Source organism: Mitsuaria sp. MSU3D (assembly GCF_056867975.1).
The window spans coordinates 6032544-6052316 of sequence record NZ_CP200314.1 but is presented as its reverse complement, the minus strand read 5'-3'; the positions used below and the strand labels follow the sequence as shown (position 1 = coordinate 6052316).

Annotated in this window: 14 protein-coding genes; 4 read left to right on the top strand and 10 right to left on the bottom strand. The window is 68.6% G+C overall.

The genetic code is table 11. From position 1 onward, the window contains the following. Nucleotides 1–54 precede the first annotated feature (54 nt). The gene (gene uvrA, locus AC1VNM_RS26630) at nucleotides 55–5691 is read right to left on the bottom strand and encodes an excinuclease ABC subunit UvrA (RefSeq protein WP_483108912.1); all 5637 of its coding nucleotides are present in this window, start codon (nucleotides 5689–5691) and stop codon (nucleotides 55–57) included. A 336-nt stretch (nucleotides 5692–6027) separates the two neighbouring features. Here uvrA and AC1VNM_RS26625 point away from each other — a divergent pair, with 336 nt between their 5' ends. The 3 genes from AC1VNM_RS26625 (at nucleotide 6028) to AC1VNM_RS26615 (ending at nucleotide 7212) form a co-directional block, all read left to right on the top strand. Then, nucleotides 6028–6558 (top strand): response regulator, encoded by a 531-nt coding sequence (locus AC1VNM_RS26625; protein ID WP_377157548.1) that lies wholly within the window; start codon nucleotides 6028–6030, stop codon nucleotides 6556–6558. 191 nt (nucleotides 6559–6749) lie between these two features. Continuing rightward, complete coding sequence (locus AC1VNM_RS26620) at nucleotides 6750–6962, top strand: hypothetical protein (protein WP_483108911.1); 213 nt, start codon at nucleotides 6750–6752, stop codon at nucleotides 6960–6962. Continuing rightward, entirely contained in the window at nucleotides 6952–7212 is a 261-nt protein-coding gene (locus tag AC1VNM_RS26615) for a hypothetical protein (RefSeq protein WP_483108910.1), read from the top strand. Before AC1VNM_RS26620 ends, AC1VNM_RS26615 begins: the two co-directional genes overlap by 11 nt. Nucleotides 7213–7231: 19 nt before the next feature. On the opposite strand, the gene AC1VNM_RS26610 is transcribed toward AC1VNM_RS26615, so the two are convergent. From AC1VNM_RS26610 to AC1VNM_RS26570, 9 genes are all read right to left on the bottom strand, one after another. Then, nucleotides 7232–8077: an alpha/beta fold hydrolase gene (locus tag AC1VNM_RS26610; RefSeq protein ID WP_483108909.1), complete on the bottom strand. Its 846-nt coding sequence runs from the start codon at nucleotides 8075–8077 to the stop codon at nucleotides 7232–7234. Next, nucleotides 8074–9141: a branched-chain amino acid ABC transporter permease gene (locus AC1VNM_RS26605; protein WP_483109336.1), complete on the bottom strand. Its 1068-nt coding sequence runs from the start codon at nucleotides 9139–9141 to the stop codon at nucleotides 8074–8076. The genes AC1VNM_RS26610 and AC1VNM_RS26605 overlap by 4 nt, the downstream gene beginning before the upstream one ends. Nucleotides 9142–9163: 22 nt before the next feature. Continuing rightward, nucleotides 9164–10174 (bottom strand): branched-chain amino acid ABC transporter permease, encoded by a 1011-nt coding sequence (locus AC1VNM_RS26600; RefSeq protein WP_377157553.1) that lies wholly within the window; start codon nucleotides 10172–10174, stop codon nucleotides 9164–9166. Beyond that, complete coding sequence (locus AC1VNM_RS26595; RefSeq protein WP_483108908.1) at nucleotides 10171–10950, bottom strand: ABC transporter ATP-binding protein; 780 nt, start codon at nucleotides 10948–10950, stop codon at nucleotides 10171–10173. Before AC1VNM_RS26595 ends, AC1VNM_RS26600 begins: the two co-directional genes overlap by 4 nt. Beyond that, the gene (locus AC1VNM_RS26590) at nucleotides 10947–11702 is read right to left on the bottom strand and encodes an ABC transporter ATP-binding protein (protein ID WP_377157557.1); all 756 of its coding nucleotides are present in this window, start codon (nucleotides 11700–11702) and stop codon (nucleotides 10947–10949) included. Before AC1VNM_RS26590 ends, AC1VNM_RS26595 begins: the two co-directional genes overlap by 4 nt. Before the next feature lie 34 nt (nucleotides 11703–11736). Next, a complete protein-coding gene (locus AC1VNM_RS26585; protein ID WP_377157558.1) occupies nucleotides 11737–13251 on the bottom strand; it encodes an extracellular catalytic domain type 2 short-chain-length polyhydroxyalkanoate depolymerase in 1515 nt (504 codons plus the stop codon). Between the two features lie 56 nt (nucleotides 13252–13307). After that, a complete protein-coding gene (locus AC1VNM_RS26580; protein ID WP_483108907.1) occupies nucleotides 13308–14510 on the bottom strand; it encodes a substrate-binding domain-containing protein in 1203 nt (400 codons plus the stop codon). A gap of 330 nt (nucleotides 14511–14840) precedes the next feature. Continuing rightward, on the bottom strand, nucleotides 14841–16466 hold the full coding sequence (locus AC1VNM_RS26575; RefSeq protein ID WP_483108906.1) for a methyl-accepting chemotaxis protein: 1626 nt from the start codon (nucleotides 16464–16466) through the stop codon (nucleotides 14841–14843). 183 nt (nucleotides 16467–16649) lie between these two features. Beyond that, nucleotides 16650–18209, bottom strand: coding sequence for a sigma-54 interaction domain-containing protein (locus tag AC1VNM_RS26570; RefSeq protein WP_483108905.1), 1560 nt, complete (start codon nucleotides 18207–18209; stop codon nucleotides 16650–16652). A 228-nt stretch (nucleotides 18210–18437) separates the two neighbouring features. On the opposite strand from AC1VNM_RS26570, the gene AC1VNM_RS26565 reads away from it, so the two are divergent. Further along, on the top strand, nucleotides 18438–19736 hold the full coding sequence (locus AC1VNM_RS26565) for a malonyl-CoA decarboxylase domain-containing protein (RefSeq protein WP_483108904.1): 1299 nt from the start codon (nucleotides 18438–18440) through the stop codon (nucleotides 19734–19736). Nucleotides 19737–19773: the final 37 nt, after the last annotated feature.

Below are 19773 nucleotides of genomic sequence, written 5' to 3'. Positions count from 1 at the left end.
GGCCTCTCACGAGGCCGTTTTCCATGGCGCGCATGGCGCGCCGCAAGAGGCCCCTCAGCGCCGCGCCAGGACCGGCTCCAGCGCCTTCCCGGTGTGCGTCCCCTGCGCCACCAGCGTCTCCGGCCGTCCTTGCGAGACCACGAGCCCGCCCGCCGAGCCGCCTTCCGGCCCGAGGTCCAGCACCCAGTCCGCCTCCGCGATCACGTCGAGGTCGTGCTCGATGACGACCACGCTGTGCCCGCCGTCGACCAGCCGGTGCAGCACGCGGATGAGCTTCTCGACGTCCGCCATGTGCAGCCCCACCGTCGGCTCGTCCAGCACGTACAAGGTGTGCGGCGCCTTCTGGCCGCGGCGCGTGACGTCGTCGCGCACCTTCACCAGTTCGGAGACCAGCTTGATCCGCTGCGCCTCGCCGCCCGACAGCGTCGGGCTCGGCTGCCCCAGCGTCAGGTAGCCCAGCCCCACGTCCTGCAGCAGCTTCAGCGGGTGCGAGATGGAGGTCATCGCGGCGAAGAACTCCACCGCCTCGTCGATCTCCATCTGCAGCACCTCGCCGATGCTCCTGCCGCGCCAGCTCACCGCCAGCGTCTCCGGGTTGAAGCGCTGTCCGTGGCACTGGTCGCAGAGCACCTTCACGTCCGGCAGGAAGCTCATGGCGATCGTGCGCATGCCCTGACCCTCGCAGCCCGGGCAACGGCCCTCGCCGGTATTGAAGCTGAAGCGGGCCGGCGCGTAGCCGCGCGCCTTCGCTTCCAGCGTCTCGGCGAACAGCTTGCGGATCGCGTCCCAGAAGCCGATGTAGGTCGCCGGGCAACTGCGCGGCGTCTTGCCGATCGGCGTCTGGTCGACTTCGAGCACGCGGTCGACCTGCGCGTGGCCCTCGATCGCGTCGCAGCCGATCCACTTCGACGGCGCCCGACGCAGCGGCACGGCCGCGGCCATGTTGGCCAGCAGCACGTCCCGCGCCAGCGTGGACTTGCCCGACCCCGACACCCCCGTGATCGCCACCAGTCGATGCAGCGGCACGTCGACCGTCACGCCACGCAGGTTGTGCAGCGATGCGTTGAGCACCGTCAGCTTCGGCGCCTCGGTCTCCATGACGCGGCGCTCCTTCAGCGGGTGCACCAGCGGTCTCGACAGGAAGCGGCCCGTGAGCGAATCCGGGTTCTTCGCGATCTGCTCCGCCGTGCCTTCGGCGATCACGCGACCGCCGCGCTTGCCCGCGCCCGGCCCGATGTCGATGATGTGATCGGCGCGCCGGATCGTGTCCTCGTCGTGCTCGACGACCACCAGCGTGTTGCCCTTGTCGCCCAGCGTCGCCAGCGCCTTCAGCAGGATCTGGTTGTCGCGCGGATGCAGACCGATGGTCGGCTCGTCCAGCACGTAGCAGACGCCCTGCAGGTTGCTGCCGAGCTGCGCCGCCAGCCGGATGCGCTGCGCCTCGCCGCCCGACAGGGTCGGTGCCGCGCGGTCCAGCGTCAGGTAGCCGAGTCCCACTTCCTCCAGGAACTCCAGACGGCCCTTGATCTCGACGACCACGTCGCGCGCGATCTCCGCGTCGCGGCCGGTCAGCACCAGGCCGGCGATCCACTCGCGGGCGTCCTTCACGCTCCACGACGCGACCGTGCCGATCGTCTCGTGCTCGAAGCTCACCGCGCGCGCCACCGGGTTCAGGCGCGCGCCGTGGCAATCGGGACACGGCGCATCGCTGAGGTCCTCGATCTCGGCTTCTTCCGCGGGGAAGCTCTGCTCGCGGCCGCGGTTGTCCTTGTCCTGCTGCGTGTCGTCGAGCGCCTTGCGCTGCTCGCGCGTCAGCGCCAGGCCCGTGCCGACGCAGGTCGTGCACCAGCCGTGCTTGGAGTTGTAGCTGAACAGCCGCGGATCGAGTTCCGGATAGCTGGTGCCACACTGCGGGCACGCCCGCTTGGTGGAGAACACGCGCAGCTCGCCGATGCCGCGCGTCGGCTTCCCGCTGCGCAGCGCCTCGTGCAGGCCGTCCAGCGGCGACAGCACGTGCACCACGCCCTTGCCGTGATCCAGCGCCTTGGCCAGCAGCTCGCGCAGCTCCGCCTCGGTCTCCGGCGTGATCGTCATGTCGCCGACCGGCAATTCGATGCTGTGCTCCTTGAAACGGTCCAGGCGTGGCCACGGGCTGGTCGGCAGGAACTCGCCGTCCACGCGCAGGTGCGTGTGGCCGCGCTGCTTCGCCCATTTCGCAAGGTCGGTATAGACGCCCTTGCGGTTGACCACCAGCGGCGCGAGCAGCCCGATGTGCACGCCCTTGTAGTCGCGCAGCAGCTGCGCGGCGATCGCCTCGACGCTCTGCGGTTTCACCGGCGTGCCGTCGTTCGCGCAATGCTGGACGCCCAGCTTCACGTAGAGCAGACGCAGGAAATGCCAGACCTCGGTCGTCGTCGCGACCGTGCTCTTGCGCCCGCCGCGGGACAGGCGCTGCTCGATGGCCACCGTCGGCGGGATGCCCCACACCGCGTCGACCTCGGGCCGGCCCGCCGGCTGCACGATCGAGCGCGCATAGGCGTTCAGCGATTCCAGGTAGCGGCGCTGTCCCTCGTTGAACAGGATGTCGAAGGCCAGCGTGCTCTTGCCCGATCCCGACACGCCGGTCACGACGTTGAACTTGCCGCGCGGGATGCTGACGTCGACCGACTTGAGGTTGTGCTCGCGCGCGTTGACGATGCGGATCACCTCGTCTTCCTGGCGGCGCCGGCGCAGCAGCGACTGCAGCGGCTGGCCTTCCGAGACCTTGACCGGCGCGCGGTCCATCTCCAGCGCGTATTCGCGCAAGGCCTTCGCGGTGTGCGAGGTCGGATGGTCCTTGAGATGCTCGGGCGTGCCCGTCGCGACGACCAGCCCGCCGTCCTCGCCGCCCTCGGGGCCGAGGTCGATCACCCAGTCCGACGCGCGGATCACGTCGAGGTTGTGCTCGATCAGGATCAGCGAGTGCCCCGCCGACAGCAGCTTGCGCATCGCGCGCATCAGCTTGGCGATGTCGTCGAAATGCAGGCCCGTCGTCGGCTCGTCGAACAGGAACAGCGTGCCCTTGGTCGCCGTCGCCTGGCGCGGCTTGGACGCCGCCTCGGCCAGGTAGCCGGCGAGCTTGAGCCGCTGCGCCTCGCCGCCCGACAGCGTCGGCACCGGCTGCCCCAGCGTCAGGTAGTCGAGCCCGACGTCCGACAGCGGCTGCAGCTTGTTGAGCACCTCGCGGTCGACGCTGAAGACGTTGAGCGCCTCGGCCACCGTCAGCTCCAGCACGTCCGACACGCTCAACTGGCGGCCGGCGCGCTCGAGCTTGACCTCGAGCAGCTCGGCGCGGAAGCGCTTGCCGTCGCAATCGGGGCAGCGCAGGTAGACGTCGGACAGGAACTGCATCTCGACGTGCTCGAAGCCCGAGCCGCCGCAGGTCGGGCAGCGGCCGTCGCCCGCATTGAAGCTGAACATGCCCGCGCCGTAGCTGCGCTCCCTGGCCATCGGCGTATCGGCGAAGCGCTTGCGGATCTCGTCGAAGACACCGACGTAGCTCGCCGGGTTCGAGCGCGCCGTCTTGCCGATCGGCGACTGGTCGACGAAGACCGCGTCGGCCAGCCAGTCCGCGCCCAGCAGCCGGTCGTGCTGGCCGGGTGTCTCGGTGGCCTGGCCGAACCAGCGCGCCAGCGCCGGATACAGCACGTCCTGCATCAGCGTGCTCTTGCCCGAGCCCGACACGCCGGTCACGGTGACCATGCGCTGCAGCGGGAACTCGACGCTGACGTTCTTGAGGTTGTGCTCGCGCGCGCCTTCGAGGATCAGGCGCGGCGTGCTCTCCTCGACGACGCGCTTGAGGCCCATGCCCACGTGTTTGCGCGCGCCCAGGTAGGCGCCGGTCAGCGTATCGGCCGAACGGATCTGCGCGGGCGTGCCGTCGAAGACGATCTGCCCGCCCTGCTGGCCCGGGCCCGGGCCCATGTCGATGAGCCGGTCGGCCGCCAGCATCACGGCGGGGTCGTGCTCGACGACGACCAGCGTGTTGCCCGCGTCGCGCAGCCGCTGCATCGCCTCGACGATGCGGTTCATGTCGCGCGGGTGCAGGCCGATGCTGGGCTCGTCCAGCACGAACAGCGTGTTGACCAGCGAGGTGCCGAGCGCCGTCGTCAGGTTGATCCGCTGCACCTCGCCGCCGGACAGCGTGCGGCTCTGCCGGTCCAGCGTCAGGTAACCGATGCCGACGTCGACGAGGTACTTGAGCCGGTTGCGGATCTCGTCGAGCAGCAGCTTGAGCGCCTCGTCGAGCAGCGAGCCCGGCAGCTGCAGCTCGTCCATGAAGCGTCTGAGCCGATGGATCGGCAGCTGCATCAGGTCATGGACGGACAGGCCCGGCAGCGCCTCGAGCTGGACGCGGTTCCACTTCACGCCCTCGGGCATGAAACGCAGGTCGGGCGGGAGCGCCGCGTCGGCCAGCGCCTTCGAGCCGACGCGCCACAGCAGCGCCTCGGTCTTGAGCCGCGCGCCGCGGCAGGTCGGGCACTCGGTGTAGCTGCGGTACTTCGACAGCAGCACCCGGATGTGCATCTTGTAGGCCTTGCTCTCCAGGTACTCGAAGAAGCGGCTCACGCCGTACCACTGCTTGTTCCAGTTGCCGTTCCAGTTCGGGCTGCCGTCGATGACCCAGTCGCGCTGGGCCTGCGTCATCTGGTTCCAGGCGGTGTCGCGCGGGATGCCCGCATCGCCGGCGTACTTCAGCATGTCGTCCTGGCTTTCCTTCCAGGCCGGCGTCTGCATCGGCTTGATCGCGCCGCCGCGCAGCGTCTTGCGCTCGTCGGGGATGACCAGGCCCAGGTCCACGCCGATCACCCGGCCGAAGCCGCGGCAGGTCTCGCACGCGCCCATCGCCGAGTTGAACGAGAACAGCGCCGGCTGCGGATCGGCGTAGCGGATGTCGCTCTCCGGGCAATGCAGGCCGGTCGAGTAGCGCCACAGCGTCGGCTCGACGCCCTCCACCGCGCTGAGCACATGGACCGTCAGGCGGCCGCTGCCGCGCTTGAGCGCCAGCTCGATCGCCTCCATCGCCCGCGCCTGCTCGACGCCCTGGATGCGGAAGCGGTCGGCCACGACGTCCAGCACCTTGCGCCCGTTGACGACGCGTTCGGACTGCACGCGCGTGAAGCCGGAGGCGGACAGCCACTGCTCGACCTCGCCCGCGCTGACCGACTCGGGCAGCTCGACCGGGAAGGTCAGCACCAGGCGCGGGTCGTCGCCCACCGTCCGCGCCAGCAGTTCGGCATAGATCGTCTGCGGCGAGTCGTGGCGGACGGGCAGCGCGGTCTCGCGGTCGAACAGGTCCGCGCCGCGCGCGAACAGCAGCTTCAGGTGGTCGTTGAGCTCCGTCATCGTGCCGACGGTGGAGCGGCTGGTGCGGACCGGGTTGGTCTGGTCGATCGCGATGGCGGGCGGCACGCCCTCCACCTTGTCGACCGCCGGCCGGTCCATGCGGTCCAGGAACTGGCGCGCGTAGGCGGAGAAGGTCTCGACGTAGCGGCGCTGGCCCTCGGCATACAGCGTGTCGAAGACCAGGCTGGACTTGCCCGACCCGCTGGGCCCGGTGACCACCGTCAATTCCCCTGTGCGGATGTCCAGGTCGAGGTTCTTGAGGTTGTGCTGGCGGGCGCCCCGGATGCGGATATCGGAATCGGACATGTGGTGTGGGCCTTGGAGCCTCGGAACAGGCAGTGGGCGATGATTCTAGGGAGCGGAGGTGCCACGAAGTGGCAGCAGCGGCCAAGCCGGCGCGCCTGACGTCCGTGACGACATGGTGGTAAGCAAATGCAAGCAGGCAACCGCTCAGCAAGCCTTCCCCTACCTCTTGTCAAGGCCTCCGAATGATGACTTCCGCACACTTGCTAGTCTCCGGGGGCTGCGGCAACAATGGACCCCGTCGTCGCCGAGCAACACCGGTCCCCGGTTCCACCCGAACGGCGGACGATATACCTAGGGATTACCCGCATCCCGATCGGATCGCGGGCGACAAGCGACATGGACAGAAACGACGGCCATTCCACTCACGAGATCCCCGAGACCACGCTGGTCTTGATGACCTCGGACGCGTCCGCGAAGCCCTCGCCCCCGTCGTCGATGGCCGACGCCTCCGTGTCCGGCCAGCGTCCGGCGCCCGGCGAGCCCTTCGTGCTGCTGGTCGAGGACAACCCGATCAACCAGGTCGTCGCGCTGGAATTCCTGGCGCTGATGGGACTGAAGACGCAACTCGCGCGCAACGGCCAGGAAGCGCTGGACCTCTGCGAACAGGCGGCGCCGAGCCTCGTGCTGATGGACATCCAGATGCCGGGCATGGACGGCCTGGAATGTGCGCGCCGGCTGCGGGAGCAGCAGGCGCAGGGACGGCTGCCCCGTTTCCCGATCCTGGCGCTGACGGCGCACGCGCTGGACAGCGACGTCGCGGACAGCCTGAAGGCCGGCATGGACGAGCACCTGACCAAGCCGCTCGACTTCCTGACGCTGCGCCGCCGGCTGGCGCGCTGGCTGGATCTGCCGCAGCTCAACGACTGACCCCCGCGAGGGATCCCTCCCACGAGGGACGAGGCGTCGCCACAACGAGGGAACGCTCGTTATTTCGAGGGTCTTTGATCGCGCGCAAAGCTTGCAGGAATCCCCCGTCGCGGAACTGGCGTTGAACGGCGTATGCGTGCTCCACTTTCGATCCGCATCCGATGTCCGGGTGCCCGACGAAGGAGTCGTGAATGACCGTGCGTTTTCAATTGGACATGCCTGACGACCAGCACCGTGCGCTGGAGCGCATCTATGCCGCGGACAGTCTCAGCTTCCCCGAGTTTCTTGCGCGAGCGGTGTCTCTCTTCCTGATGGCCCGCAGCGCGGTTCGCAACGGCCACGCAGTCGGTGTCGTCAGCGCGGATCAACGGTCGACGCTGAAGGAGGAGTTCATTGGCTGCTGATGCACTGCAAGCGCCTGGGGTCACATTCTCGGGCACCTTCAGCTCGCCAGAGCCTTCGGCCGACGCACGCGTCCGTCGATTCAAGGACCTGGGACTGTTCGTGGTCAGCAACGTCATCTTGTTGACCTTGGTTGGGTTCAGCATCGTCGTGCTCGCCGGCACCTGCACTGCTGATGACAACCATCAGTGGGCCCTGTCGACGCTGACGACCGTCTTCGGCGGCGTGCTGGGCTGGCTGATCAAGCGATGAGCGCTTGCATGCTGCACGCTCACCCGATTTCGAGAAACCGCTGCACGATCGCGAAGTGCTCCGGCACGTTCAGCGCGGGCGCATGGCCGCAGCCCGGGATCGTCACCACCTCCGCCCGCGGACCGCGCACGCGCATCGCCTCGGCCGTCTCCGGCAGCAGAAGATCCGAGGTCTCGCCGCGCAGGCACAGCACCGGCAGGCTCAGCGAGTCCCACTCCGTCCACCGCTTGTAATCGTCCGGATGGACGAAGAACTGGCGCACCATCGCCGGGTCGTAATGCGGTGTCACGCGCCCGTCGGGCAGCCGCCGCACCGAGGTCTCCGTCAACCGGCGCCACTGCGCGTCGCTCATCCAGCCGTAGGGCTGATAGATCTGGCGGAAGTACTGTTCCAGCGCCGTCACCGTGTCGAACGCCGACGGTGCCCCCGCGTAGCTGCGGATGCGCTGGATCGCCGGTTCCGCGAGTTCCGGCCCGATGTCGTTGAGCACCAGCCGCCGGATGCGCCCGCGCAAGGATGTCGCCGCCGCCAGCAATCCGATCGCGCCGCCCATCGAGGTGCCGATCCAGTGGAGCTCCTTCAGCCCCAGTTGATCGACGAGCGCCACCGCCAGCTTCACATAGAACGCGAGGCAGTACTCGTTGTCCGGATCCGGACTCCATTGCGACAACCCTCTTCCGAGGGTGTCCGGGCACACCACGAAGTAACGACCTGACCCCGCCAGGTGGGAGGCCAGTTCGTCCATGTCGCGCCCGGTGCGGGCCAGGCCATGCCACGCGATCACCGGCTCGCCGGCCGGATCGCCCCAGGCCTGGTAATGGATCTCGCGGCCTTCGCAGCGCAGGTAGTTCGACGTCGACTTCAAGTTCCCCTCCCCGCCTGCCGCAGACGCCCGACCAGTCCGTTCGGGAAGTGGTACACGGCCAGCACGAACAGCACGCCCAGCCACAGCAGCCAGCGCTCCGGCGCGATCAGCTGCGACAACACCGGCACGCCTTCCACCGCCGACGCGCCGACGCGCATCAGGTCCTGCAGGTAGCTCTGCGCGAGCACGAACAGCGCGCTGCCGATCACCGCGCCGTAGATCGTGCCCATGCCGCCGATCACGACGATCAGCAGGATGTCCAGCATGATCTCGAAGGATAGCGAGGTGTCCGGCCCGTTGTAGCGCAGCCAGATCGCCAGCAAGGCGCCCGCGAGGGTCGCGAAGACCGCCGCCAGCAGCGTCGACAGCGTGCGGTAGGTCACCAGGCGGTAGCCGATCGCCTCGGCGCGGAAGTCGTTGTCGCGGATGGCCTGCAGCACGCGCCCGAACGGGGAATTGACGATGCGCAGCAACGCGAGCACCAGCACGACAGTCACGACGAACAGCAGGTAGTAGCTCAGCAGCCGGCCGTCGACGGAGACGCCGAGCACGGGCTCCTCGAGAAATTCGGTCGACGGCGACAGCAGCTCGGGCAGCCGGAAGTTCAGACCGTCCTCGCCGCCGGTGAAGTCGGACAGTTGCGAGGCCAATCCCTGGAAAGCCGCCGCGACGGCCAGCGTGATCATGGCGAAGAAGATCGCCTTCACACGCAGCGAGAACAGACCGATGACCAGCGCGAGCAGCAGCGACAGCACCAGTGCGCCGCCGATGCCGACGACGAGCGCGGCGAAGCCCGGTTCCATCCGGGAGCTCGCGATGGCGACGCCGTAGGCGCCGATGCCGAAGAACATCGTGTGCGCGAAGCTGACGATGCCGGTGTAGCCGAGCAGCAGGTCGTAGCTGCCGACGAGCACGATGAACACGAGGATCTTGGCCGCCACGTTGAGCGCCCGGGTGCCGGGAAACACGAACGGCGCCAGCGCGAGTCCGAGCACGGTCAGCAGCAGCAGCGCCGCCAGCACGCGGCTGCGCGGCAGGTCATGCGACAGCAGGGATCGGATCAGGGTCATGAAGGCATCGCTCCGTTCAACGGCGTCCGACCGGATAGAGGCCCTGCGGCCGCCACAGCAGCACGGCGACCATCAGGCCGATGTTGGAGAACAGGGCCGCCTTCGGCGCAAGGAAGCCGCAGTAGTTGGCCATCAATCCGACCAGCACCGCGCCCACGAAACACCCCAGCGTCGAGCCCAGCCCGCCGATGATGATCACGATGAAGATCAGCGTGTTGACCTGCGCGCCGATCTGCGGGACCACGCTCTGCTGGTAGAGCCCCCACAGCACGCCGCCCAGCCCCGCCAGGCCCGAGCCGGCGACGAACACGGCCACGAACAGACGTCGGATCCGATAACCCAGGCTCTCGACCATCTCCCGGTCCTGGACGCCGGCGCGGATCAGCAGGCCCAGCTTGGTCCGGTTGAGCAGCCACAGCAGTCCCGCGAAGACCACCAGGCCCACGACGACGGCCAGCAGCCGGAACTTCTCGACCGCCACGTCGCCGAGCACGAGCGCGCCCCGCAGCGACTCCGGCGGCTGCAGCGGGATCATCTGCGCGCCCCAGACCAGCTTGATGAGCTCCTCGCCGATGATCATGCCGCCCATCGTGATCAGGATCTGCTTGAGGTGCATGCCGTAGACGGGCCGCACCAGCACGCGCTCGAAGACCAGGCCCAGCGCCGCGGCGCTGACGATGCCGGCCAAGGCCGCCACGGCGACCGCGATCAGGTTGGCCGCCAGCGACGGACTCGCCACGAATCCGCCGTAGGTGTTCATCGCGCCCATCACCGTCGTCGCGACGAAGGCGCCGAGCGCGATGAACACGCCGTGGCCGAAGTTCAGCACGTCCATCAGGCCGAAGATCAGCGTCAGGCCCGAAGCGATGACGAAGACGATCAGCCCCATCGCGAGGCCGGCGATGGTCAGCGTCGCCCAGCTCGACATCGAGCCGATCAGCGGCAGCGCCGCCAGCGCCAGTCCGACGATCAGCAGCAGCGGGATCGCGTCGAAACGTGCCTGGGGCACCGGAGAGGTATCGTTCATTGATGTGCCGCCAGCGAAAGGCCGAGCAGCCGCTGCTGCAGCGCCTCATCGGCCGCCAGGTCGGCCATGCGGCCCGCATGCACGACGCGGCCGTCGTCCATGACCGCGACGCCGTCACCCAGCGCCTGGGCGACCATGAAGTTCTGCTCCACCAGCAGCACGGTCGTCCGTGCGCCGTCGCGGCCCCGCTGGATCTCCCGCAGCGCCTCGATGAGGTTGCGGATGATCGCCGGCGCCAGCCCCTTGGTGGGCTCGTCGATCAGCAGCAGCCGGCGCGGCTCGACCATCGCGCGCGCGATCGCCAGCATCTGCTTCTGCCCGCCGCTCAGCTTGCCGGCTGGATACAGCCAGAACTTGCGCAGCGCGGGGAACAGCCCGAACAGCCAGTCCAGCCGCGTGGTGTCGAGGTCGTCGAGCGAGCGGGCGCCGCGTGCCGCCAGCAGCAGGTTCTCGCGGACCGTCAGGTCGCCGAAGATGCCCATGTTCTCCGGAACGTAGGCGATGTCCAGGCGCGCGATCTCCGGCGTCGGAACGGCCTGGATCTCGCGGTCGTCGAGCAGCACGCGACCTGCGCTCGCGCGCCAGAGCCCCATCACCGTGCGCAGCGTCGTCGTCTTGCCCGCGCCGTTTCGGCCCAGCAGCATCGTCACTTCGCCTTCGGCGACGGCCAGGTCGACGCCGTGCAGGATGTGATACGCCCCGATGTGCGTATGCACGCCGTCGAGGCGCAGCAGCGTCCTTCTCAACGGCGCGCTCGCCGATGCGGCCACGTTCATGCGGCCTCCGGCATCGCCAGTCCCAGGTAGGCGCTCTGCACCACCGGCGAGGCGATCACCGCCTCGGGTTCGCCGTCCGCGACCAGTTGCCCGTTGTGCAGCACGACGATGCGGTCGGCCAGTTCCCGCACCACGTCCATCTTGTGCTCCACGAGCAGGATCGTGTGCGTCCCCTCCGCCTTCAGCGCGCGGATCAGGTCGAGGATCACCGGCACCTCGTCGACGCTCATGCCCGCGGTCGGTTCGTCGAACAGATAGACCTTGGGCTTGAGCGCCATCAGCATCGCGACCTCCAGCTTGCGCTGGTCGCCGTGCGGCAGGCTCGCGGCCGGCGCGTCGACGCGATGCCCGAGCCGCACGCGCTCGACGATCGCGCGCGCCTCGTCGAGCAGCTCGCGATGGTTCAGCCACACGGAGAACATCCGCAGGCCCTCCCCGCGCCGCGATTGCACGGCGAGGCGCACGTTCTCGAGCACGCTCAGCGTCGGGAACAGCTGCGTCAGCTGGAAGGCGCGCCCCAGTCCGCGCCGCGTTCGCAGCGGCGCGGCCAGGCGCGTCAGGTCCTCGCCATCGAGCAGCACCCGACCCGCGCTCGCGCCGAGCTGCCCCGAGATCAGGTTGAAGTAGGTCGTCTTGCCGGCACCGTTCGGCCCGACGATGGCGGTCAGCGTGCCCGGACGGAAGGCGCAGCTGACACGATCCACCGCCGTGTGGCCGCCGAATCGGATGGTGAGGTCATGGGTCTCGAGCATGCGTGCGGAAAGCTTCCAGGCGCGATCGCCGCCCTCAGGGGCAGGTGCCGATCACGTAGTAGTTGGGGCCGGTCTGCTTCAGCGTCGTCGTGATGAAGACGTTCCACAGGCCCATGTTCTGGTTGGAGCCGTTGGCCAGGGCATATCCGCCACTCTGATGGGCGCGCCCCGCTGTCGTGTGGGCATAGTTGGTCGCGGTGAAGCAGGTGGCCGCGGCGCCGGTCGTGGTCCCGCTGACCGGGGCGGAAGCGGCGCCCTCGATGCCTCCGCCGTCGACCGCACGCACGGTCCAGCTGTAGGTGGTCGCAGGAGACAGGCCGGTGTCGCCGTAGCTGGTGCCGGTCACGGCCGACGCGTTGACCTTGGTGCCGTTGCGGTAGACGTTGTAGCCCGACGCGCCGGTGACGGCGGCCCAGCCGATCGTCATCGTGGTGTTGGTCGCGCCGGTGGCCGTCACCGACGCCGGCGCCGGCAGCGTGCCGGGCGTGCCGCCGCCGCCCGAGGACACCTGGTCCACCATGGCCTTGATCGCCGCGATCTGCGTGCCGGCCTTCTGCGCGAAGTTCGAGCCGTACCAGCCGACCCAGTCCCAGCAACCGTTCGGGTTGGGCAGCAGGCCGCTGGCCGAGGTCGATCGCGAGGTGTTGTCGACCTTGGTCTGCGGGAACAGCACGACGATGTTGTTGGTGTCGGCCCAGCGCGAGAAGCCGGTGTTCCTCACGAACTTGTCGCCGATGGTTGCGTAGTTCTGCTGGCAGCCGTGCAGCGCGACGTGCAGCTTGCAGACCTGGCCGGCCGCGCAGTTGGCCGGCACGTAGGCCCAACCGGTTGCGGCGAGGCCGGGATTGGTGCTGAACGCGGTCTGGTCGAACTCGATGTAGTTGGCCGCGGCGGGGCTGTTGTTGCGCGCGCTCAGCGTGCCGTAGAGCTTCGTGAGCACCGCCTTCGCCCCGTCGTAGCCGCAGTTGGCGATGTAGGGCGACGCACTGGTGCCGCAGCTGTTGTTGCCGGTGGCGTCGAAGTCGGTGGGCAGCACGTGGGCGGTGCCGCTGCGCTGGACGTACTCGAGGTTGGCCGCCGTGACGCCGTTGTTGAGGTACTGCGTCTGCACCGCGTTCATCGGATTGGGACCGACCGTGGTGTCGCTGGTGCCGACGAACAGGTAGACCTTCTGCGAGGCGACGTTGCTCTTGGCGTCGATCGCCGTGCCGCTCCAGTTGTTGAGGTCGGCCTGCATCGTGTTCAGCGCGGACGACGAGATCGTCGCGTTGTACATGCAGGCGGTGTAGTTGCTGTGGCCGGCGCACATGTACGGCCCGCCGGCGAAGACGCCGACGCCCTTGAACGTCGATGAATGCGCGTAACCGAGCTGGTTGGCCATGAAGCCGCCCGAGGACAGGCCCGACACGGTGATCTGGGTCTTGTCGATGTTGAGCGAGGGCAGCGGCACGGCGGCGTGACCGACGCCCGCCGACAGGAACGACGCGGCGACCACGGCAGTGGGAACGAGAAAGCGGACAGCAGAACTTCTGACAACGGATGACTTCATCGGAAACCTCCTGGATGTCGACGGACCTTCAACGCCTGATGCCGGGCGCTCAGCGCTCAGCGCTTGTTGCGAATCGGAATGTTCATCTCCTCCGGCTTGATCTCGCGCACCAGCTCGGGCACGCCCCAGGCGAAGGCCGGATCCACCTTGATCCTGAAGTGGTACATCGACTGCATCGCCTGGTGGTCCTCGGGCCGGAAGGTCATGCGGCCCTTGGGTGTCTCGAAGCTCATGCCCTCCATGGCCTTGATGAGCTTGTTGGTCGCCGTGTCGCCCCCGGTCTTCTTGAGCGCCTCGACGACCGCGATCGCCGCGCTCATGCCGCCGGCGGTGAAGAAATCAGGCGGCGTCTTGAACTGCTTGTAATGGTTGGCGACCAGCCATTCATTGACCGGGTTCTTCGGGATGCCGAAGTAGTAGTAGGTCGCGCCTTCCATGCCGGGCAGCGCCTTGTACGCGGCCATCGCGGGCAGGATGTTGCCGCCGGTGGCGATCTCGATGCCGTAGCGCTTGAGGTCGAGATCGGCGATCTTGAACGGGTTCCCCGCGCCGGCCCAGATGATGAAAATCACCTTGCGGCCGGGCTGGTCCTTGAGCCGGTCGATGAGCCGCTGCGCACCGGCGGTGAAGTCGGTCGTGGTGGTCGGCAGGTATTCCTCATGGACCAGCTTGGCCTTCTTGATCGCATCCTTGAAGGCCTTCACGCCGTCACGGCCGAAGGCATAGTCCTGCGCCAGCGTCGCGATCACGGTGCCCGGCTTGTCGAGCGCGACCGCGTTGGAGATCGCATCCTGCGAGCTGTTGCGGCCGGTCCGGAAGATGTACTTGTTCCACTTGTCGCCGGTGATCGAGTCGGCGACCGCGGGCTCGACCAGCAGGATCTTCTTGTACTCCTCGGCCACCGGCAGCAATGCAAGCGCGACGCCGGACGAGGACGGGCCGACGGCGATGTCGGCCTTGTCGTCCCCGTAGGCCGCGGCCAGCAGGCTCTTGCCCACGTCGGGCTTGCCCTGGTCGTCCTTCTCGATGACGACGAGCTTGCGGCCCGCCACCGTCATCGTGCCGCCGGTCGCGTAGTCCAGGCCCATCAGGAAACCGGTCTGCGTCTGCTTGCCGTAAGCCTCGAGGGGGCCGGTGCGGCTGTAGACATGGGCGATGCGGATTTCCTTGCCTTGCGCAAACGCCGCGGTGGTCGCGCCGAAAGCGGCGGACAGCGCCAAGACCGCACCGGACGCGGCGCGGATGAAGCCATGGGTCATGGAACTTGTCTCCTGTTGGGGCGGATCGGTCGTGCGCCGGTCTCGAGGAGCCTCCTTCGCAAGGTCCATGCCGACGTCGGTCGGCCAGGCGCGGGCTCTCCACGACTCAGGGGGCATCCCTCCGGGAACCCCCAGAGTCATTCCGGCCCCAACGAGGCTCGCTGACCTCGCGCCTTTCCGTGAGACCGGTGGGATCGGCTCCCGGAATGACAACGCCGCTGTCCGGGTTCCAGACAGCGGCGTGCGGTGGCGATCAGAACCTTGTCCGGAAATCGGGCAGTGTCCGGAGTCCAGACAGCAGCGCGGTTCGGCGCGCCGTTGGGTGAGGCGTCAGGTGCGGAAGGTCGCCACGTGTTCGTTGAGCAGCCTGGCTTGCTGCTGCAGCGATTCGGCGGCGGCAGCGGTCTCTTCAACCAACGCCGCGTTCTGTTGCGTCATGTCGTCCAGGTGCTTCACGGCCTGGTTGATCTGGGCCAGTCCGTCGGACTGGCCCGCGCTGGACTGGCTGATCTCGGCGACCGTGCCGCTGACCTGCTGCACCGACTGCAGGATCTGACCCATCGCTTCGCCGGCGCGACCCACCTGGGCGCCGCCCGCGTCGACGCGCGAGACCGAGTCGTTGATCAGCGCCTTGATCTCCTTGGCCGCGTTGGCGCTGCGCTGCGCGAGCGCGCGCACTTCCGAAGCCACGACCGCGAAGCCTCGACCCTGCTCGCCCGCGCGGGCCGCCTCGACGGCCGCGTTCAGGGCGAGGATGTTGGTCTGGAAGGCCACGCCGTCGATGACGGAGATGATGTCGGCGATCTTGCGGCTGGCGCCGGCGATGCCGTCCATGGTCTGCACCACTTCGCCCATCACGTCGGCGCCGAGCTTGGCGCGATCGGCCGCACCGATGGCCAGCTGATTGGTCTGGTGCGCCGCCTGCGCAGAGTGCGTGACCTGTTGCGTCAGCTCATGCATCGACGCCGCCGTCTGCTGCAGGCTGGAGGCCGCCTGCTCGCTGCGCTGCGACAGGTCCTGGCTGCCCATCGCGACCTCGCGCGACGCATGCTGGATGGAGTCCGTGGCGTCGCGGATGGCGCGCACCAGATCGCTGAGTCGGCCCTGCATCGCGGCGACCTGCGTCAGCACCTGGCCGATCTCGTCGTTGCCCACATCCTCCCGACCCATCACCTGCGTGCGCAGATCGCCGTTGGCGACGGCCTCGACGACCTCGCGCATCTGGTTGAGCCGGCGCTTGAGGCCGCGCGCGAACCATTCGACCGCGACCAGCGCGGCGATGCCCACGGCGATCACCAGCGCCAGCGCGACCGTCGCGTCGCGACGGGCGATGCCGGACACGTCGTCGATGTAGACGCCGGAGCCGATCACCCAGCCCCAGGGCTTGAAGCCGGCGACGTAGGAACGCTTCGGTTCCGGATCCTTGGCACCGGGCTTGGGCCACAGGTAGTCGACGAAGCCGCTGCCCTGCGACTTGACCGTGTCGACGAAAGCGACGAACAGCTTCAGGCCGTTCGGGTCCTTGTTGCCGGACAGGTCCTTGTCGTTGAGCTCCGGCTTGATCGGATGCATGACCATCTTGGGCGTCATGTCGTTGATCCAGATGTACTCGTTGCCGGAGTAACGGATCTTGCCGATCTCGGCGGCGGCCTGCTTCTTCGCGTCAGCCTCGGTGAGGCCGCCGGCGCCGATGCGGTCGAAGTGGCGCTTGGCGATCTGCTCGGCGTTCTTCACCTGCTCGACCGTCGTGATCATCTTGACATCCAGCAGGCTCATCGCGGAGCGGTGGCTGAGCCACATCACGAGCACGACGAAACCGACCACCGCGGCCAGCACCGCCACGCGCAGCTTGGTGGCCATCGTCCAGGCCCGAGGGGCCGTTCCCTTCGAGGTCGTCCGGGCGCCGGAGGGCGCGTCCGCATGCAAGCCGGTCGCAGTCGTGGTGAGCGTGTTCATGAAGTCTCCTGGGCGGGCCGGTCCATCCGGTCCTCGTCGTCTGCCCTGGTCTCGAATATGCGCATGTCGCACGGTGTGCGGCAAGCCCCTCGAACCCTCGATGAAGCCCTTGAACACGGGCCAAACGTGACGATGTGACGTCGCGTCCTCCCTCCATTCAGGGGTCGTGCGCTGCCGTACGCGTCAGGCTGAGGCGAGCTCGGGGTATTTCGCCAGCTTCTCGTAGAGCGTGGCGCGGGAGATCGCCAGCAGCCTCGCCGCGGCGACGCGGTTGCCATTGGTGCTCCTCAAGGCCTGCGCGATGGCGGCGCGCTCCAGCTCGGCCTTGCGGGCGGGCAGGGTCTCCGGGGGACCGAGCCCACGTTGCGAAGGCCGGTGCCCCTCCTCGCTCCCACTTCTCCTCACGCTCGAAAGGTCGCTCGGAGGGGCACCGGCCTCCGCAACGTCCGCATCGCTCGTGGTGATCGCGGTGGGCGCGGTGGGCGCGGTGGTGGTGGTCGGGGTCGCCGTCTCGTGGAGTCCGAAATGCCTCGGAAGCAATTCGTCCTCGTCGCTCATCAGGAAGGCCTGTTCCAGCGCGTTGCGCAACTCGCGCACATTGCCGGGCCAGGTCTTGCCTTCCAGCGCCCGGAGCGCCGCGGCGCTCAAGGTCTTCGGCGCCAGGCCGCTGCGCCGCGTGATGTCCGCCAGCAGGACCTCGACCAGCGTCTCGATGTCCCCGCACCGCTCGCGCAGCGCGGGCAGGCGGATCGGCAGGACGTTGAGCCGGTAGAAGAGATCGGCGCGGAACTCGCCGCGCTGCACCATCGCCCCGAGGTCGCGGCTGGTCGCCGCGATCACGCGGACGTCGACCTTCACGACCTCGTTGCTGCCCAGCGGCTCCAGCTCCTGCTCCTGCAGCACGCGCAGCAACTTGGCCTGCAGCGCCGGGGGCATGTCGCCGATCTCGTCGAGGAAGAGCGTGCCGCCGTCGGCCAGCCTGAACTTGCCGTCGCGCCCCTTGCGATCGGCGCCGGTGTAGGCGCCGGGCGCGACGCCGAAGAACTCCGCCTCCAGCAGCGTCTCCGGCACGGCGGCGATGTTCACCGACACGAGCGGCTTCGCCGCGCGCCGGGAGGCCGCGTGGATGGCGTGCGCAAGCAGCTCCTTGCCGGTGCCCGTCTCGCCGAGCAGCAGCACCGTCGCCTCGGTCTGCGCGACGCGGCGCGCATGGCGCTTGACCTCGACCGCGGCCGCGCTCGATCCGACGAAGTCGACGATGCGGTGCTTGGCGCGGCGATTGCGGGACTGCTCGGCGGCGAGCTGTCGTCGCGTGTCGTCGAGCTCCGCCTGCAGGCACGCGAACTTGTTCATCAGCGGCTGCATCGTCGTTTCGGGATGGTCCAGCAGGACCATGCCCATCGCGCCGATGACGTCGCCGCCCGGCCCGCGCAGCGGCAGCCGGCTGACGAGGAAGGTGCCCGCCTTGTTGGTCAGCAGGTCCACGAGGATGGGCTGGCCGGTGTCGATGACCTGCGCCATCAGGGTGTTGGGGACGACTTCCTCGACGCGGCGGCCGACGAACTCGGATTCGTCGCGGAAGCCGAGCGCGGGCAGGAAGCGCTTGTAGCCCTCGCTGATCCAGACGACGCGGTGCTCGCGGTTGACCACCATCGCGCCCTGCGCGGTGCTGGCCAGCACGTCGAACATCGACTGCGCCGCCAGCCGCAGCACCGCTTCGGCATCCTGGGGAATGTCGTTCATGGCTTGTCTCCTGGACGTTCGTCCTGGCCTTTGTCCCGGGCGCGTCGGGGGCGGCCCGCGGGTGTCCGGGTCGGGCTGCCGCCGCGCGGCGCCGCCTCGGATCTGATGCGGACCAATGTAGCAGCCGCCTCGCCGGTGCGAGGGCCGTCCCGGGAGGCGAACGCCCTGGGGAATCCCCGAGGCGGTCGTCGAGCCGCACGGGAGGCGATCCGGCTATAAACCGCCCTCATGGCCATCGTGGATTCCTGGACTTCGGCGCGCGCGGCAAGGCAGGTGCTGTCGTTGGCGCACAAGCTGCTGTCGGAACGCGGGCAGGCGAACAGCCTGGGCCTGGCCCATGACCTGATCGGCCGCATGGGGGCGCTGCCCGTGGACGCCTGGCCGGCGGTCTTCGACAGGCTGGCCGCCGATTTCAATCCCGTGCCGGACGCGGTGCTGCGCGCCGCGCAGGCCTATGCCGACGCGCCCGGCACCGAGACGCTGCGTCAGCTGACCGACGTCAGCGAGCCGCCGCGGCAGGAACTGTTCCGCCGCCTGAACCGCGCGCCCGGCGGCACGGGCACGCTGGTCCGCATGCGGCGCCGGCTGCTGGAGGGCCTGTCCTCGCACCCGGACTGGCGCATGGTGGACGCCGACCTGCTGCACCTGCTGTCCTCGTGGTTCAACCCGGGCTTCCTGGAGATGCGACAGGTCGACTGGCATTCGCCGGCGCACCTGCTGGAGCAGATCATCCGCCACGAGGCCGTGCATGCGATCGACGGCTGGGACGACCTGCGTCGACGCCTGCTGCCGGACCGGCGGCTGTTCGCGTTCTTCCATCCGCAGTTGCCGAACGAGCCGCTGATCTTCGTGGAGATCGCGCTGCTGCCCGACATGCCGGACGCGATCGCGCCGCTGATCGGCAAGCGCAGCGAACCGATGCCGCCGAACAGCTTCAAGACCGCCGTCTTCTATTCGATCAGCAACTGCGAGCCGGGGCTGCGCGGCGTGTCGCTGGGCAACTTCCTGATCAAGCGCGTGGCCGAGCATCTGAGGCAGGAGCTGCCGCGGCTCAAGCAGTTCTGCACGCTGTCGCCGATCCCGGGCTTCGCGGCCTGGCTGCAGGCGATCCGGGCGACGGACGACGAGTCCGCCGCCCTCCCCGCGCTTTCCGGCCTGAAGCCGGCGCAACGCGCGCGCACCGCGGAAGCGCTCGCACGATTGAAGCACCACACACCGGCCGAGCTCGCCAGCCCGGGAGCCCTCGACGACGAGGCCCTGCAGGCCGACCTGCGCCGCCTGGCCGCCGTCTACCTCATCGCCCAGACGCCGCTGCCCGGCGGCGACCCGGTCGCGCGTTTCCACCTCGACAACGGCGCCCGCCTGGAGCGACTCAATCCCGGCGGCGACCGCTCGGCCAAAGGACTGAAACAGTCGCACGGGATGATGGTCAATTACCTCTACGACCTCGACCGCATCGAGCAACACCACGAAGCCTTCACCCAGGGAGAGATCGCGACGGCGCGCGCCGTGGGCGGTCTGCTCTGACCCTTCCGCATCCTCTTTCCGCAACCCTTGCCTACCG

Bases quoted from the DNA above. Each gene is read 5' to 3' on its own strand.
- uvrA (WP_483108912.1), bottom strand. From the start codon at position 5,691: ATGTCCGATTCCGATATCCGCATCCGGGGCGCCCGCCAGCACAACCTC.
- AC1VNM_RS26625 (WP_377157548.1), top strand. From the start codon at position 6,028: ATGGACAGAAACGACGGCCATTCCACTCACGAGATCCCCGAGACCACG.
- AC1VNM_RS26620 (WP_483108911.1), top strand. From the start codon at position 6,750: ATGACCGTGCGTTTTCAATTGGACATGCCTGACGACCAGCACCGTGCG.
- AC1VNM_RS26600 (WP_377157553.1), bottom strand. From the start codon at position 10,174: ATGAACGATACCTCTCCGGTGCCCCAGGCACGTTTCGACGCGATCCCG.
- AC1VNM_RS26595 (WP_483108908.1), bottom strand. From the start codon at position 10,950: ATGAACGTGGCCGCATCGGCGAGCGCGCCGTTGAGAAGGACGCTGCTG.
- AC1VNM_RS26590 (WP_377157557.1), bottom strand. From the start codon at position 11,702: ATGCTCGAGACCCATGACCTCACCATCCGATTCGGCGGCCACACGGCG.
- AC1VNM_RS26585 (WP_377157558.1), bottom strand. From the start codon at position 13,251: ATGAAGTCATCCGTTGTCAGAAGTTCTGCTGTCCGCTTTCTCGTTCCC.
- AC1VNM_RS26580 (WP_483108907.1), bottom strand. From the start codon at position 14,510: ATGACCCATGGCTTCATCCGCGCCGCGTCCGGTGCGGTCTTGGCGCTG.
- AC1VNM_RS26575 (WP_483108906.1), bottom strand. From the start codon at position 16,466: ATGAACACGCTCACCACGACTGCGACCGGCTTGCATGCGGACGCGCCC.
- AC1VNM_RS26570 (WP_483108905.1), bottom strand. From the start codon at position 18,209: ATGAACGACATTCCCCAGGATGCCGAAGCGGTGCTGCGGCTGGCGGCG.
- AC1VNM_RS26565 (WP_483108904.1), top strand. From the start codon at position 18,438: ATGGCCATCGTGGATTCCTGGACTTCGGCGCGCGCGGCAAGGCAGGTG.